The sequence below is a fragment of the Saccharopolyspora gloriosae genome (genome assembly GCF_022828475.1).
Classification (GTDB): Bacteria; Actinomycetota; Actinomycetes; order Mycobacteriales; family Pseudonocardiaceae; genus Saccharopolyspora_C; species Saccharopolyspora_C gloriosae_A.
Genome location: NZ_CP059557.1, coordinates 6821945 through 6837529, shown reverse-complemented (window position 1 = coordinate 6837529; position 15585 = coordinate 6821945). Strand labels below are relative to the sequence as shown.

14 protein-coding genes are annotated in these 15585 nt (G+C 70.0%); 5 read left to right on the top strand and 9 right to left on the bottom strand.

Annotated elements, in window-relative coordinates:
* Positions 1-31: 31 nt before the first annotated feature.
* The 6 genes from H2Q94_RS30245 to macS form a co-directional block, all read right to left on the bottom strand.
* Positions 32-1534: a hypothetical protein gene (locus tag H2Q94_RS30245; RefSeq protein WP_243790574.1), complete on the bottom strand. Its 1503-nt coding sequence runs from the start codon at positions 1532-1534 to the stop codon at positions 32-34.
* 81 nt (positions 1535-1615) lie between these two features.
* Positions 1616-1777 (bottom strand): hypothetical protein, encoded by a 162-nt coding sequence (locus H2Q94_RS30240; RefSeq protein ID WP_243790572.1) that lies wholly within the window; start codon positions 1775-1777, stop codon positions 1616-1618.
* Positions 1778-1853: 76 nt separating this feature from the next.
* Positions 1854-2039, bottom strand: a complete 186-nt coding sequence (locus H2Q94_RS30235; protein WP_243790570.1) for a hypothetical protein — start codon at positions 2037-2039, stop codon at positions 1854-1856.
* A 128-nt stretch (positions 2040-2167) separates the two neighbouring features.
* Positions 2168-2356, bottom strand: coding sequence for a hypothetical protein (locus H2Q94_RS30230; RefSeq protein ID WP_243790568.1), 189 nt, complete (start codon positions 2354-2356; stop codon positions 2168-2170).
* A 279-nt stretch (positions 2357-2635) separates the two neighbouring features.
* Positions 2636-3310, bottom strand: coding sequence for a response regulator (locus tag H2Q94_RS30225; protein ID WP_243790565.1), 675 nt, complete (start codon positions 3308-3310; stop codon positions 2636-2638).
* Positions 3307-4629 carry a MacS family sensor histidine kinase gene (macS, locus tag H2Q94_RS30220; protein ID WP_243796005.1) on the bottom strand — a complete coding sequence of 441 codons (1323 nt, stop codon included), beginning with the start codon at positions 4627-4629 and terminating at the stop codon, positions 3307-3309. Before macS ends, H2Q94_RS30225 begins: the two co-directional genes overlap by 4 nt.
* Before the next feature lie 279 nt (positions 4630-4908).
* On the opposite strand from macS, the gene H2Q94_RS30215 reads away from it, so the two are divergent.
* Positions 4909-6105, top strand: a complete 1197-nt coding sequence (locus tag H2Q94_RS30215) for a diguanylate cyclase (protein WP_243790563.1) — start codon at positions 4909-4911, stop codon at positions 6103-6105.
* A gap of 116 nt (positions 6106-6221) precedes the next feature.
* On the opposite strand, the gene H2Q94_RS30210 is transcribed toward H2Q94_RS30215, so the two are convergent.
* Entirely contained in the window at positions 6222-7454 is a 1233-nt protein-coding gene (locus tag H2Q94_RS30210) for an AI-2E family transporter (RefSeq protein ID WP_243790561.1), read from the bottom strand.
* Positions 7455-7742: 288 nt separating this feature from the next.
* Between H2Q94_RS30210 and H2Q94_RS30205 the strand changes: the two genes are divergently transcribed.
* Together H2Q94_RS30205 and H2Q94_RS30200 are read left to right on the top strand one after the other, a co-directional pair.
* Positions 7743-8795, top strand: a complete 1053-nt coding sequence (locus tag H2Q94_RS30205) for a hypothetical protein (protein WP_243790559.1) — start codon at positions 7743-7745, stop codon at positions 8793-8795.
* Between the two features lie 141 nt (positions 8796-8936).
* Entirely contained in the window at positions 8937-10346 is a 1410-nt protein-coding gene (locus tag H2Q94_RS30200; protein ID WP_243790557.1) for a hypothetical protein, read from the top strand.
* Positions 10347-10419: 73 nt separating this feature from the next.
* On the opposite strand, the gene H2Q94_RS30195 is transcribed toward H2Q94_RS30200, so the two are convergent.
* Positions 10420-11733 carry a glycosyltransferase 87 family protein gene (locus H2Q94_RS30195; RefSeq protein WP_243790555.1) on the bottom strand — a complete coding sequence of 438 codons (1314 nt, stop codon included), beginning with the start codon at positions 11731-11733 and terminating at the stop codon, positions 10420-10422.
* Between the two features lie 334 nt (positions 11734-12067).
* On the opposite strand from H2Q94_RS30195, the gene H2Q94_RS30190 reads away from it, so the two are divergent.
* Positions 12068-12916 carry a GGDEF domain-containing protein gene (locus tag H2Q94_RS30190; protein ID WP_243790553.1) on the top strand — a complete coding sequence of 283 codons (849 nt, stop codon included), beginning with the start codon at positions 12068-12070 and terminating at the stop codon, positions 12914-12916.
* Between the two features lie 295 nt (positions 12917-13211).
* On the opposite strand, the gene H2Q94_RS30185 is transcribed toward H2Q94_RS30190, so the two are convergent.
* The gene (locus H2Q94_RS30185) at positions 13212-14300 is read right to left on the bottom strand and encodes an inositol-3-phosphate synthase (RefSeq protein WP_243790550.1); all 1089 of its coding nucleotides are present in this window, start codon (positions 14298-14300) and stop codon (positions 13212-13214) included.
* A 784-nt stretch (positions 14301-15084) separates the two neighbouring features.
* Between H2Q94_RS30185 and H2Q94_RS30180 the strand changes: the two genes are divergently transcribed.
* Positions 15085-15489 carry a DUF5318 domain-containing protein gene (locus H2Q94_RS30180; protein WP_243790548.1) on the top strand — a complete coding sequence of 135 codons (405 nt, stop codon included), beginning with the start codon at positions 15085-15087 and terminating at the stop codon, positions 15487-15489.
* The last annotated feature ends 96 nt before the right edge of the window (positions 15490-15585 follow it).

The following is a 15585-nucleotide window of genomic DNA, read 5'->3' as shown; positions in this document are numbered from 1 at the left end:
ACACGACTACGCAAGGTGACAGATCCGCAGGTCATGACGTGCGGAGGCCGAAGCGGTTGCGGGTGACCGGAGCGCGGTGGCGCGGTATGTGGCGGGGGTGCTTGCGGCGGTACCAGCGGCCGAGCTGGCGCCCGGCGCGGATGGTGAACGCGATACCGCCCATCCACGGCAGCAGCAGCACGAACAACGACAGGACCGCCAGCAATCCGGCCAGGACGCTGCCCTGCCCGAACGCGTCGAGGCCCGAGATCCAGTAGTCGTGCCCGCGTTGCAACGCCGTGCCCAAGTACCGGGGTATCCGCAGGAACAGCATCACCACCGCGAGGAACAACATCGGTACCACGACCGCCACCCAGCAGGTGACCAGCAGCCGGACCTGGGGGCGCAGCCCGGCGCCGACCTGCTCTCCCGGCCGCTGCTTGCCCATCAGCTTGCGCAGGAACGGCCGCACGTGCGCGAACAGGTTCGGCACTCCCACCAGGTCACCGAGGATGTAGTAGCCGTCCAGCCGGATCAGCGGCAGCAGCTGTTGGAGCATCTGCACGTGGCTGAGCACGATGAACACCGCCAGCGGCGCGAAACCGGTCGCCCAGAACAGCCCGGCCACGGCGAGGATGTAGATCGCGTTGAAGTACAGCCCGCCCAGGTCGGTGCGCAACCGCCCGGCCCGGTCGAGCCGGTAGGCGTCGGTGACGTTGGTGTAGAACGCCGGGAAGATCAGCAGGATGCCGAAGCCGATCGCGCCGGGCCGGGCGCCGCCGTAGTGGCACGCGGCGGCGTGCCCGCTCTCGTGGAAGAAGGTGGACGTGACGATCAGCGCGAGCAGCATCAGGACGTGCGCCGGGTCGCCCACGGACGCGTGGAACGCCGGATCGAGCGAACCTGAGGCCACCAGCGCCACGTCCGCCACGACCATCGCGCACAGCACGCTGACCACGATGACCGGCTGGAACAGCGGGGCCAGCACGGCGGCCAGTTTGCGCACTCCGCCCGCGGGCAGCAGCACGCCGCGCATCGCCAGCGAGATCAGCGGGTCCGCGTGCGGCGCCTCGGCCACCGTTTCGTCGAGCGCGGCCACGCCCAGCCGGTGCAGCTTGTCGTTGACCAGGTAGCCCACTCCGGACGCGGAGATCTCCGCGCCGCCGGCCGCGGTGACCCGCTCGGCGACCTGGCGCAGGTCCCGGCGGCCGTCGATGTGCGAGGCGACCAGGTAGAGCAGCTCGGACACCAGGATCATCTGCCCGTCGGCGCGGGCGATGAGGTAGCGCGGCTCGGTGTACCCGACGCCTTCGTAGCGGCCGCACAGCGCGACGCCGTCCGCGAGCTGCGGAACGGAGAGCTCGTCCACCTCGGCGATCGGCGCGACGTCGCCTGGCGCGGCGGTGTGGGCCGGCGATGAGGTCTTGCCGTCGGTTCGGGCCGCGTCCGGCGGAGCGGGTGCGGCGCTTTGCGCGGGCACGACGGGCAGGGCGGGCTCGGTGGGAAGGTCAGGCTCGGTGGGTGCTGCCTGCCCGACGTGGGTGGCTTCTGACATTGTTCCCCTCCAGGAAAACCGGCCGGGGACGGAAGAGCTCCGTCTCCGGCCGGCCGGCACGTCCGATATCCGCTTTTACTGTCAGTACCCGTACTGGTTGGCGAGCGCGAGGGCGTCGCCACCGACGGCTGTCGCGACGGCGATGTTCACCGGCACGTTGACGTTGACGTTGACGAGGCCGCCGAGGGCCTCGCGGGCGGGCAGCAGCTCGGCCGGCTGCGCGGCCAGCTCCAGGTGGTCCATTCGTCCTCCTAAGTGGTGTCCAGCCCTGCGCCGCCGGTTTTCAACGGCGCACGACCGGGAACTCGGTCAGGAAAGGTCAGCCTTGTCCGAGGTCGACGTTCTGGGTGGCGGTGGCTCCGGCGTCGCCGCCGATGGCGACCGAGGTGGCGGTGTTGTGCGCGCTCACCACGGCGAAGTAGTCGTTGAAGTTGAGGCCGCCCAGTGCTTCGCGCTGAGGCAGCAGCTCGGCGGACACTTCCTGCTCGGAGATCTCGAAGTTCACAATGCGCTCCTACGAAGTAGAGATGGCGAGACAAGGTCGCGGCGACATCGCCGCGGGAAAGGTGCCTCGGGGCTGGAACCCCGAGGTCACCCAACGGTCCGGGCCACGGACCCAGCGGTCAGGAAAGGTCAGTCCTGGCTGAGGTCGATGTCCTGCTCGGCGGTGGCCCCGGAGTCGCCGCCGATGCCGACGGAGGTGGCGCTGTTCTCTGCGGCCACCACGGCCAGGTAGTCGTTGACGTTGAAGCCGCCCAGGGCCTCGCGCTTCGGCAGCAGCTCGGCGGACACTTCCAGCTCGGAGATCTCGAAAACGTTCACGGTCGTACTCCTCATCGAGTTGGCGAACTTTCGAACCGCGGCGTTGTCACCGCTGCGGCGAAGTACGCCAGACCCGGCGTCACAGGCCCGTCACCTGACCGTCACGGTGTGCGGTCGGCACTCGCGTGGGCTACCGGCCGGACCTGCTCGGTCACCTGCGGTGAAAACCGCCGCTGCGCAGGGGGAATCGCGGGAAGGGGCCGAACGGCACAAGACCCGGCGACCGTGGTGGTCGCCGGGTCGGGTGAATCGGGCCGGATCTTGTGGACGGCCGCCGGGTCAGTCCTCGGAGGCCTCGCCGTCGGCGTCCAGACCGTGCTCGATGGCGTAGCGGGCCAGTTCGACCCGGTTGTGCAGCTGGAGCTTGCGCAGCGTCGACTGCACGTGGTTCTCCACGGTCCGGTGCGAGATGACCAGCTTGTTCGCGATCTGCCGTGCGGTGAGTCCCTTCGCGACCTGCCGCAGCACTTCGGTCTCCCGGTCGGTCAGCTGCGGGGCCTGCGTTTCCGTGCCCGGTGACACCGCCATCCGCCGGTACTCGCCCAGCACCAGCCCGGCGAGGCCCGCGGTGAACACGGCGTCCCCGGCGGCGGTGCGGCGCACGGCGTCCACCAGTTCGTCCACCGAAGCGGATTTGACGAGGTAGCCGGAGGCGCCTGCTTTCACCGCCTCCAGCACGTCGCTGTGCTCGCCGCTGGCTGACAGCACCAGCACCCGGGTACCCGGGATCTCCTGGGTGATCTGCCGGGAGGCGTCCACCCCGGAGGTGTCGCCGAGGTTGAGGTCCATCAGCACCACGTCGGGCCGCACGGTCCGCGCGATGCGCAGCGCGGACACCGCGTCTCCGCTGGTGGCCCGGATCTCGAAGCCGCGCTCGGCGAGATCTCGCGACACCCCGTCGCGCCACATCGGATGGTCGTCGACCACCATCACCGACACGTGCGGTTCGGTCATCCTTCTCCTCCTCCGCGCGGTGCCGGGTCGGCTCGCTGGTCTGGCGGGTTCGTCGCGGAGCCCGGCGGTGGCTCGGACTGCGGGTCGGCGGCGTCCTGGCGGACGGGATCCGCCGTCCGCCGGGTGAACATCCGCTTTCTCGCCCGTCCGTTCGCCCCCCGGCCGGGGGGCGTGGTCGGGCGCGGTAACCGGACCTCCCACTCGGTTCCTTCTCCCGGCGTGGTGTCCAGGGAGATCGTGCCGCCGAGATGCTCGACCCGGCCGCGGATGGACTGGGCCACGCCCATGCGTCCTTCCGCCGCCGCCTCGTCCAGCCTGCCTTCGGCGATGCCAGGTCCATCGTCCCGGACACTGATCACGATCTCGTCCGGCAGCTCTTCGAGCAAGACCCAGGCGCGGGCATCCGGTCCCGCGTGCCGGTCGACGTTCTCCAACGCCTCCCGCACGATCGAGAGCACGTCCGATCCGTTCTGCTCGGGTAACCGGACCTCGGTCGCCGGGACGGACACTTGGACCTTGCCGGTGCGCAGCACTTGCAGGCGGGCGACGAGGTCGATCTCGCCGCCCGGATCGTGCTCGGGCGGTCCGGCCGCGACCAGGGAGCGCAGTGCGATCTCCTGCTCCCCGGCGAGCCGGGCGAGTTCGGCCGCCTCCCCGCCCAGTTCGACGCCGCGGTTGCGCACCCGCGCCAGCACCTGCAGCACGCTGTCGTGGATGGAGCGGGCGAGCCGTTCCCGTTCGGCGGTCGCCGCTTCGGTGCGCAACGCCTGGCTGAGCCGTTCGGTGGAGCGACGGGCGGTGTCGGCGGCCAGCCCGTACAGCAATCCGGAGCCGATCAGGAGCACGGCGTCCTGGAACATCAGCGCTTCGAAGCTGTCCCGGTTCAGGAAGTTGATCAGCGCGGAGACCGCGCCGGAGATGCCGCCGCCCAGCCAGCCCCACTGCACGCCCGCGAGCGTCACCATCGACGGCTGCCACATGGTGGTCACCGAGGGGATCATGCCGTCCGACTGCGCGGGGGTCATGATCAGCTGGTTGCCGAGGAACAGCGTGGAGACCAGCACCTGGTCGATGAGCACGAGGGTGTTCGTGCGGCCCTCTCGGTGCCGGAACCGCCGAACGGTGAACACGGTCCACCCGATCATGATCACGATTTCGAGGGTCGCCAGCGCCGGGCGCTCGTAGTGCGGGACCTGCATCCCGAACCAGACGATCGCGTAAATGAGTCCGACGGTGCGGAAGAAGTTGTGCGCGCGCCACAACGGCGTGCGCCCATCGGCGACGCGGAGCCGTTGTGGTGGCGGGGTGGTCTTCGGCATGGCCACGGTTGCTCCTTCCCGATCGACCATCCTGCCGCATCGATCGAGTCCCGTGGCCCGATCATCAATCAACACGCTCAGTGTTTGTTGTCACCGACAGGGATTACCCGAATGGAGTCAGGAGCCGGGTTTCCTTGCCTGAACGGGTTATGCCAGGCTCAGGAGCAGTAACCGATCCGGTACTTGGTCGAACCGAAACACCGCCATTCGCGCGTTTCCGGAATGCCGCCGGATCTTTGGATGCTCGCCTGTCCGGGCGAGGAAGAGACGTGAGGAATCATGGCGCCGTGGCCCCTATGGCGGCTCCGGGCACCAGCACTGCTGCACGTGCTGCTCACCCAAGCCGCCGCCATCGGACTGGTCCTCCCGGTACTGGCGTTGAACTCGCCGCCCACGCCCGCGGAATGGCTGCGCTTCACGATGCTCGGCGGCACCACGACCGCCGTCATCGTCGCCACCTCCGTGTCCCTGCACCTGCGCAGCGGTATTCGCCGCGACCCGTGGACGGTGCACATCGCCTACCTGGCGGCGGGCGGGCTCACCCTGCCGCCGAACCTGCTGGTCCTGTTGCTGCTCGGTCCCGCGCTGCACGGCGTGCTGGAGGCCCGGCCCGATCCGCACCGCTGGTTGTTCGGCGCGGCGGCGACGGCCCTCGCGGTGTTCGCCGCCCGCGGGATCCTCGGCTGGCACGACCCCGCGTGGAATCCGCTGCTGATTCTGCTCGCGGGTGCCGCGTTGCTGCTGGTGCGGGCCGTGCTGGTCGCGATCGGGTTGTGGCTGCGCGATCCCGACGCGGCGCGCGAGGACGTGGTCGGCGAGCCGATCGATGCGCTGCTGGGTGTCGTCGCCGCCTGCTTCGGCGGGGTGCTGGGCATGGCGATACTGCGCGAACCGAGCGTGGCCGTGCTGGCGGCGCCGATGCTGGCGCTGCTGGATCTGGCCGGCCAGCTGCCGCACTGGCGGCGTTCGGCGCAGCGCGACGGCAAGACGGGACTGGCGAACTCGCTGCACTGGGACCGGGTCGCCCGCGCCGGGCTGCGGCGGGCCTGCGCCAGACAGCGCGGCGCGGCTCTGCTGCTGCTGGACCTGGACCACTTCAAACGCGTCAACGACGAGGTGGGGCACTTGGCGGGCGACGCGGTGCTGGTCGCGGTGGCCGAGATGCTGCGCGGCAGCGTGCGCAAGGAGGACCTGGTCGGCAGGTTCGGCGGCGAGGAGTTCGTGGTGCTGCTCCCGAACGCCTGCGTGGAGGTGGCGAATGCCGTGGCGGAGCGGATGCGGTTGTCCACCGCGGCGCTGTCGGTGACGACCCACGACACCATGGGCGAGCGCCGCGAGCTCGTTGGTCTGACGGTGAGCATCGGGGCGGCCACCACGAAGCGGTTCGGCTACGAATTGCCCGATCTGCTGGTGGCGGCGGATGCCGCGTTGTTGACGGCGAAAGCCTCCGGGCGCAATGCGGTCGTGTTCGCTTGAGTCGGAGATCGTCGGGCGCCGACATTCCATGAACGGAATTCACGTCCAGTGGAACAGTACGAGTCCGGGGCGAACAGGCGAACCTTTTCGACCCGGACTCGTTTCGCAAATGGCGCTTATTCGATCGCGGTCGATCCGGAACCCGAATCGGACCGCTCGGTGTCCTTCCCGTCCTTGCCCGAATCGGCGTCCTTCCCGGACCCGGTCTCGCCGGAGGATTCGCCCGCCGGAGGTTCCGCCTCGTGCGGATCGGTCGCGTCAACCGGCGTGTCCGCGCCCTCCCCCGCCGTCAGCGAGCGGATCGCCGAGTTCAGCACCGCGACCATCGGCACCGCCAGCAGCGCCCCGACGATTCCCGCGAGCACCACGCCCGCACTGATCGCCAGCACCACCGCCAGCGCGTGCACCTGCACAGCGCGGCCCAGCAGCAGCGGCTGCAGCACGTTGCCTTCGATCTGCTGCACCAGCAGCACCACGATCACGACCAGCAGCGCGTCCACCCAGCCGTTGGTCACCAGCGCGATCAGCACCGCGACCGAACCGGAGGCCACCGCACCGACGATCGGCACGAACCCGCCGAGGAACACCAGCGCCGACAGCGGCAGCGCCAACGGGACGCCGATGATCACCAGTCCGATTCCGATGCCCACCGCGTCGGCGACCGCCACCAGCGTCGTCGCCCGCACGTAACCGACCAGCGACGCGAACCCGCGGATGCCTGCGACGTCGACCCGGTCCCGCACGTGCGACGGCACCAGGCCGAGCATGAACAGCCACACCCGGCGGCCGTCGTGCAGGAAGAAGATCAGGGTGAACAGCGCCAGCACCAGGCCGGTGAGGAAGTTGCCGAACGTGGACGCCGTGGACAGCGCGCCGCTGGTCAGCGCGGCCTGGTTCTCCTGCAGCCAGTTCGCGGCCTGCCCCAGGTACTGGTCGATCTGCTCCTCGCGCAGGTGCAGCGGTCCCTGCAGCAGCCAGCCCCGGATCTGCCCGAGGCTGCGCAGGATCTGCCGTTGCAGCTCGGGGAAACCGTTGACGAACGCGTTGATCACGAAGGTGAGCACGCCGCCCACCAGCGCCAGCCCGCCGACGAGCACCACGGCAGTGGAGATCGCTCGGGGCACTCGCCGCCGCGCCAGCCAGGACACGGCGGGAGCCAGCAGCGCCGCCAGCAGCAGGGCGATGGCCACCGGGATGACCACTACGTAGAGCCTGCCGATCGCTTGGCTCAGCACGTACAACATGCCGAGCACCACCAGCAGGCGCCAGCAGACGGCCGCCGTGACTCGCAGGACCCGCGGCACCTGGGTGGCGGCGTCGTCCGGCGCCGCGATCTTCGGATTGCTCACCTGGCCACCGTAACCGCCGTCGAGCGTGTTCCGGCGTGATCGGCTCGATCTTGTGCCGTCGGGGCGACGAACGTCCGTCACACGATCCGGGGGTGTTCGGGGAGATCACTACCCCTGCGGCTCGGGTGCTGACAAAGTGCCCGTCGGCAGTGCAGGTGGATCAAGCCGCCGAACGGCCCAATCGGCGCGTTCGATCGGCCGTTCGCCACGGGAATGCATCCGCGACGGAAAGTGGAACCGGACCAGCAGATGTCGGACAGCCCCCGGAGAGCAGGCGGTGGCCGCGGCTTGCGGTTACTCGCCCGGACTCTGGTCGTCGCGGGAGCCGCCGCCGCGGGAACTTCGGTGGGCTGGTTCGCCGGGCACGCCGGAGCGGATCCCGCGGTGCCCGGCTTGCCGCTGTCCGCGGCTTCCGAACCTGCCGCTGAGGGCGCGACCGGCGAGCGTGGCGCGGACGTGGCGGAACATCGGTCCGGCTCGACGCCGCCGGGGCGTCCGGTCGGCGCCGTCGTGCACCACATCACCGAGCCGCTGGCCCGCGCCGCCGCGCCGGATTCCACGGACACCGGGGGCGAAGCGCAGGAGGACGCCGACTCCGAGGGTGAGTCCGCTGAAGCGGCGGACCTGGATCGGCCCACTGAGTCCGAAGTGGACACCGAAGTTCCTGGGGAGTCCGCCGATCCCGGCAGGTTCTCGCTCGACTCCCTCGCCCCGCAGCGCCTCGTCGGCCGGGTGACCGAGGCGAAACCCGTGGCGACCGTGGTGCACGGCGCCGATTCCCTGCTGAGCCCGGTGCGCGGTGCGCTCACTCCGGATCCGAATGCCGAGCACCCCGGCAAGCCGCTGGGCGCGCTGACCCGCCCGGTGTCGCACGGGCTCCACCAGCTGACGAGTCCACTGTGGAATCACCCGGCCCCGGAACGGCCCGCGCCGCCCGCGCCCGCCGAAACCGCGCCCGTCGAAACCGCGCCGGCCACCGGACTCCCACTCGCCCCGCCGGACGGCCTGGCCGAGCAGGAGAGCAGGCACCCGGCGGCGCCCGCGGCCACCGCGACCGCCGCGCTCACCGCCGCCGACTCCGGCGGCACCGCCATCGGTTGGCCCGCGGCGCCTGGCCAGGACCGGCCGTGGACGCCGGGCAAATCGGCCACCCTGCCGTTGCCCGTCAACGGAGCCACCGGACACGCCGGGGACGGCTCCGGTGGCTCCGGTGGAGTCGGTCTGGCCTTGCCGATGCCGCCCTCCCCCGCGCACCTCGCGGGGCTCAGCTCGCTGGTCCGGACCGCGATCTCCGCGCCGGGCAGCGCCTTCGCCGCTTCTCCCGGCACCACCCCCGATTGACCCGCGCCGCGCGGCGCGCGTTCGCCGCAGCAGACCGCAGTTGCCCCCGAGCCGCCGGACCCCGTGGTCAACATCCGATGACGGCGTCGCTCGAACCATTGCTTTCCCCGTTCGTACGGGGAAATATCCGAAGGAGACCGCATGCAGACTTGGGCGAAGCGTGGCGTTCGTGCCGCGCTGGTCACCGGTGGTGTGCTCGCCGTGGGAACCACCATGGCGGCAGCCGAGGGCGCCGGCCCGTCCCGGCCTTCCGGAAACGGGAACCACGGCAGCCTCGGCACCCGATACGACCGGTCGCCAGCAGATCCGGGACGGGGAGATTCCGTGTTGCCCGCGTTCGACGCCGACGGCACCGCTCGGCCGCAGTTCCCGGCGCACCGCAACGCGGACACCGGGCGCTACCGGGCGCTGGTGCTGACCGGGAAGATCGACCCGGTGCGGGACCTGCTGCCCGCCGTCGAGCACGACATGACCCAGGAGATCCCGGTCCTGCGCGACCTGGATCGCGAACACGCTCAACGGCACCCGGACATGCAGCTCGCGGGCTGGGTCGGTGACCCGGCCACGGCCCGCCCCGCGCCGAGCGACGGGCGGCACAGCCTCGGATCCGGCAACACCGGGACGTCGCGGCACACCATGCGCACCCCCGCGGAAGGGTTCCACCGCTCGTTGAGCTGGGCCGGTCCGATCGGCGGCATCATCCGCAACGGCCACGGCCAGCCCGCTGAGGCGCAGGTGCCCGCGGTGACCGGCGAGCTGATCACCCCGGTGGCGGACCCCGCCACGGTCGACCCGCACGACGGCATCGTCGCCCTGTGGCACGGAGCCCTCGGATCCGGCGACCGGAACCCCGAACCGGCCGAGGCGCCGATCCGCACCGGCCTGCTCGACTCCGCGGAAGTCGACCTCACCTCCGGTGAACTGGCAGGCCCGGCCGTCCGGTTGCACCAGGTGCCGCCGTCGCTGCTCGCCGTCGCCCTCGCCGAAGCGCCGCACGTTCCCGCCGCACGCGCGGAGACCGTGGCGTTGCAGGTGCCCGGTGAGCACCAGGACCGGCCGGACGTGCCGCCCGCGCTGACCGAGCCGCTCGTGCTCGAATCGCAGACCGGGACCGAACCGCGCGACGGGTCCGAGCCCGGCCTGCACGCGCCGCTGCCCGTCCTCGGTGAGCTCTCCGCGTTCGGCGGCGGTCAGGTCAGCGGCCCCACCTTCGGGCGGCTCACCGACGCGCTCGACGAGGTGGGGCCGCGCGGCGATGACCGGCCCACGGTGTCGTTCCTCACCGCGATCCCCCGGTTCAGCACCACCCCCGAGGACGTTCCGGTGCGGGTGACGGTGCTCGACGAACTCGACGCGGCCACCCCCGAAGGCGACCGGATCGTCGGCAACCCCTTCCCCGCCGAGCCGCGCGCCGCCGAACCGGCCGGTGTGGAACTGCCGGTCCTCGGCGGGATTCCCTCGATCAGCGCGGCGCAGGGGCACACCGTCCCGATCCCGGGCATCGGCGCACAGCGCAACTTCGACGACACCGTCGAGTTCCAGCGCATCTGACGCGCATCGAACGCACAACGGCCGCCGGACCACACCAGGTCCGGCGGCCGTTTTCACGCGCCGTCGCGCCGAATCAGGCGGGGGCGGAGGAGATCTGCGGCTCGTCCGGTTCAGGGGACCGGTTCGCGAGGCGATGCGAGCGCCACAAGCCGTAGGCGTAGTACGCCAGCAACGCCAGGCCGAAGTACACGTAGGCGTTGCCCACCAGATGTTCCAGCAGGTTCCAGCGCAGCTCCCGGCCCTTGCCCTGCGGCACCTTCCACATCGGGCCGAGGATGAAGAAGGACGCGGCCAGCCCGGACATCATCAACAGGCCCCAGTCCGAGCGGCGCACCGCGGCACCGGCCAGCAGCACCAGGCCGGGAATGGCCCAGACCCAGTGGTGCGACCAGGAGATCGGCGAGATCATCAGCGACAGCAGCCCGTTGAGGGTCATCGCCATCGGCAGGTCGCGCTGCCGCAGCGCGTGCACCATGCCCGCCACCGCCAGCGCCAGGACCAGCAGCGCCACCACCACGAACACCATCGACACGTGCCCGACGCCCAGCTTCGTCAGCGTCGACCGCACCGACTGGTTGCCCGCGTACACCGAGGCGTCGCCGGTGAAGGTGGGGCCGAACGACACGTTCCCGGTGGCCATCACCTCGTGCAGCCAGTACTTCCGGGTGCCGTCGAAGGCACCCGCCAACCCGATCAGCACCGTGCCGAGGAAGCCGGCGATCGTCATCAGGATCGGCTTGAAGTCCTTGCGCAGTAAGAAGAACAGCAGGAACGCGGCCGGGGTCAGCTTGATCCCCGCCGCGATGCCGATCAGCAGGCCGCGCGGGTACGGCGTCTTCTCGCCGGGACCGGTGCGCCACAGGCAGTCCACCGCGACCAGCGCCATCAGCACCAGGTTGATCTGCGCGTAGGTGAGCGTCTCCATCACGGGCTCGGACAGCGTCGCCAGCGGCAGCACCACGGCGGTCCACAGCACGACGCGGTCGCGCTGCCCGCGCAGGAAGGTCGAGGCGTTGAACACCAGGTACAGGGTGAGCAGCAGCGCCAGGTGCGAGACCAGCATGATGACCGCGACCGCGGCGATCTTGGGGACCAGCCCGAGCGGGCTGAACAGCATCGCGGCGAACGGCGGGTAGATGAACGGCAGCTTCAGCCCGGACTCCGTCGCGGGCAGCGGGCCGTACATGTCCTTGCCCTGGAGCCAGGCGCGGGCGCCCAGGCGGTAGACCTCGCCGTCGATGTGGTCGTGCGGGCTGATCGTGGAGACCATGAGCACGGCGAGGAGCTCGGCGATGCCGATGGCGATCAGCAGCCTGCGGTGCTCGCGGAACAGGTCTCGTATCAGTTCACCGAAGGGTCGTCGCGTCGCGTTGTCCGGTCCGCTCACGGCCACGGGGGTTCACCGTCCTGGTCATCGATGCGGGGGTGCCGCCGATCTCGAGCGGCCGGGCACCAGCGTAGAGGCAGCCGGTGATCGCACCGGAGCCCGGCGGAACCGGAGCGGCTCGTAGGGCGGCCCGAGGGGAAGATCATCCGCCTTCTGGACGTCTCGTTTCCCGCATCGGGTGGTACTTCGTGACCGACTCAGGTAGTTGCTGACGCAGCGTTATTTGCGCTCGGTAAATACCACCATTACGGGTGGTAGTGATGCTCTTGAATTCGGCCCCGTCTGCGGAGGAGAGTCCAGTTGACTGCTCCGTTTGGTGGGGAGGAGGGGCCGAATGAGTGTCCTCGACGTGACCGCGCCGTCCCAGTTGCCGCCGATCTGGGACGAGCTGATCACCGGGCTTACCGTGGGCGTGCTGCTCACGGACGAGCGCGGCCAGGTGCTCGCCACCAACGACGTCGCCGCGGACCTCATGCAGCTGACGAAGTCCGATCTGCTCACCGGCGCGCGTCCCAGTGGCTGGAAGGTGCGCGACGACACCGGTGCGGCGATGCCGGACTGGTCGGAGCTGGCCGGGCAGGTGCTGCGCGCCGGCTCACCGCTGTCCACCCCGATGGTCGTCGAACGCGGTGGGCATCCGACTCGGCTCTGGGCCGACTACCACGCGGTTCGTGCGCAAGGTAAGCGCCGCGTGCTGATCCTGCTGCAGGCCGTGCAGACCGACGTCGGCCACAGCCGCGGCCTGCTCGACCCGCTCACCGGGCTGCCCGGCCGGGCGCTGTTGCTGGACCGCCTCGAACAATCCCTGGTGCGGGCGCGGACTCGCGGCATGCTCACCACGCTGGTCCTGCTCGACGTGCACCGGCTCGCGGTGTTCAACACCGAGCACGGCTTCGCCCGCGGCGACGAACTGCTCGGCACCCTCGCCGGACGACTCCGGCAAGGCATGTCCGACGAGCACACCGTCGCCCGCTACGGCGGCGACGAGTTCGCCCTGGTGGCCGACCATCCGCACGGCAACGGTGAGGCGATCGCCCAGCAGGCCCGCAGAATGGCGAGCTGGCCGATGCGAATCGGTTCCACCCGGATCCGCCCCAACCTGCGAGTCTCCTGGGTCACCACCAACGGCAACGCCACGGCTCACGCAGTCCTCTCCCGAGCAGAACAACAACTCCAGCACTGACTTCCCTGCAGAACGGCCTGCGCAGTGGGTCGCTCAGCGGAACCTCAGCGGCTTCGCCGCTTGCCCCCTCGCTGGGGTGGCTGCCGATTTCTGATGTATGTCCGATACACGGCGAAATCGCCGTCCTCGCGAGGAAGCCGCTGAGAACCCGCCGGGTGGTCGACCTGCTCAAGCTGGTCACTGCTCAGCGGCTCCGCCACTGACGGATCAAAAGATCCTTTTGCAGCACCGAGAAGTCGACCACCGGCCACTGAGATTCCGCCGCCCGGACACCTCAGACGAACGAGCCGTGGTGTCAGCGGCCCTCGATGAAGTCCTCCACCGCCTGATATGCCTCGGAGTCGGAGTACTGCTCGGGCGGCGACTTCATGAAGTACGACGATGCGGACAGGATCGGCCCGCCGATGCCGCGGTCCTTGGCGATCTTCGCGGCCCGCAGCGCGTCGATGATGATCCCCGCCGAGTTCGGCGAGTCCCACACTTCCAGCTTGTACTCGAGGTTCAGCGGCACGTCGCCGAACGCGCGGCCTTCCAGCCGGATGTAGGCCCACTTGCGGTCGTCGAGCCACGGCACGTAGTCCGACGGCCCGATGTGCACGTTGCGCTTGTCCAGGTCGCGCTGGACCTGCGAGGTGACCGACTGGGTCTTGGACTTCTTCTTCGACTCCAGTCGTTCCAGTTCCTTCATGTTCAGGAAGTCCATGTTGCCGCCGACGTTGAGCTGCATCGTGCGGTCCACGTGCACGCCGCGGTCCTCGAACAGCTTCGCCAGCACGCGGTGCGTGATGGTGGCGCCGACCTGCGACTTGATGTCGTCGCCGACGATCGGTACGCCCCCCGCGGTGAACTTGTCGGCCCATTCGGGGTCGGAGGCGATGAACACGGGCAGCGCGTTGACGAAAGCGACTCCGGCGTCCAGCGCGGCCTGGGCGTAGAACTTCCCGGCCTCGTCGGAGCCCACCGGCAGGTAGGACACCAGCACGTCGACCTCCGCGTCGCGCAGCGCCTGCGTCACGTCGACGGGTCCCTCTTCGGACTCGGTGATCGTGTCGCGGTAGAACCGGCCGAGCCCGTCGAGGGTGTGGCCGCGCTGCACCGGCACGCCCAGCGGCGGCACGTCGGCGATCTTGATGGTGTTGTTCTCGCTGGCCACGATGGCTTCGGAGAGGTCCCTGCCGACCTTCTTCGCGTCCACGTCGAACGCGGTCACGAACTGGACGTCGCGCACGTGGTAGTCGCCGAACTGCACGTGCATGAGGCCGGGCACGCGGGCGTCCGGGTCGGCGTCGGCGTAGTACTGGACGCCCTGCACCAGGGATGCGGCGCAGTTGCCCACGCCGGCGATCGCCACTCGAACCGCGCCCTCGCGACGGTCTGTGCTCATGGCAGGGTCCTCCTTGTTGATCATGTGTTGTCCTTCTTGTCGCTCATCCGCACCCGGCAGCCGAGCACGTGCGAGCGGGCCGGCGCGGCCTGCTCGGTACCGGCCGCGCCGTGGTCGCGAGGTGGCCCGTCGCGCGGACTAAGCGCACGGGTCGTGCGGGGAGGTCGATGGCGTTCCGCCTCCCGGCAAGCCGGTAGCCGGTGCCGCGCGGTCTCCGAGGGCTCCCGCCGCCCTCGGTGACCGGTGCGCGCACCGGCGTCTCCTTCGACAACCGCCGGTCCGGGCGTGCTGTTCCCGGCAGCGGCGGGCGCTCGGCCGGAATCGTCCGGTCCGTCCCGTGTCGCCTGTCACGTTCTGCGGCGAGCGGCCGGTGCCAGGGCGCCCCGGAGCGCCGAGACCGGTCCGATTGGTCCCGAAATCTCCGGCGTCGCCGAATTTCAAGATCAACCCGGGGTGTGGGCGCGGAGCGGGTGTCCGGTAGAACATCCCGCAGCGCGACACCGGGTGGCCGCGATCGCCCGGACAGCGTCGTCGCAGTTCGGGCGTGTTCGGCCGGGTGTGCCGCGGGAAGTCGGGCATGGCGAGTTCGCGCATCCGCACCCTCCCGCGCTCGAGCCGTCCCAGCCGTACTTGCCCGAGGAAGGAGTATATCTTCGGCGCTCACCTGGTAATCCCAGGTCGAGACCAACCACGCAGCTGACGACATCCCTGGTCACGCGATGGAAGCAGGTCCTGCCCCTAACGGCGCATGGAGCACCGGCATCGGACACGTACCCTGTTCCTCGTGCGGACCCAACGGCAAGTGGTGGATTACGCGTTGCAGCGCAGGTCGCTGCTCGCGCAGGTCCACGCTGGTCGAGTCGGGGTGACAGAGGTCTGCGATGCCAACCCGTACCTGTTGCGGGCGGCGAAGTACCACGGCCAGCCCAGCGAGGTGCCCTGCCCGGTCTGCCGCAAGGAACCCCTCACGCTGGTCTCATGGATCTTCGGCGACGAACTCAAGCACGCATCGGGTTCCGCCCGCGGTCCCGACGAGCTGGAACGGTTGGCGGGCCTGTTCAGCGAGTTCACCGTGCATGTCGTCGAGGTCTGTCGCACATGTAGTTGGAACCACCTGGTGCAGTCATACGTCCTCGGAACCGGCGACTTGAACAATCGCCGTCCTCGACGCAAGACTGCGGCCGAGTGAACCGGCCGTGACCGCAAGAAGCACCGCCCCGCAGGATGCGGGGTTACCCCGACGTGAATGCATCACCTGGCGTCGCACGACGCCTGTCCTGGAGGC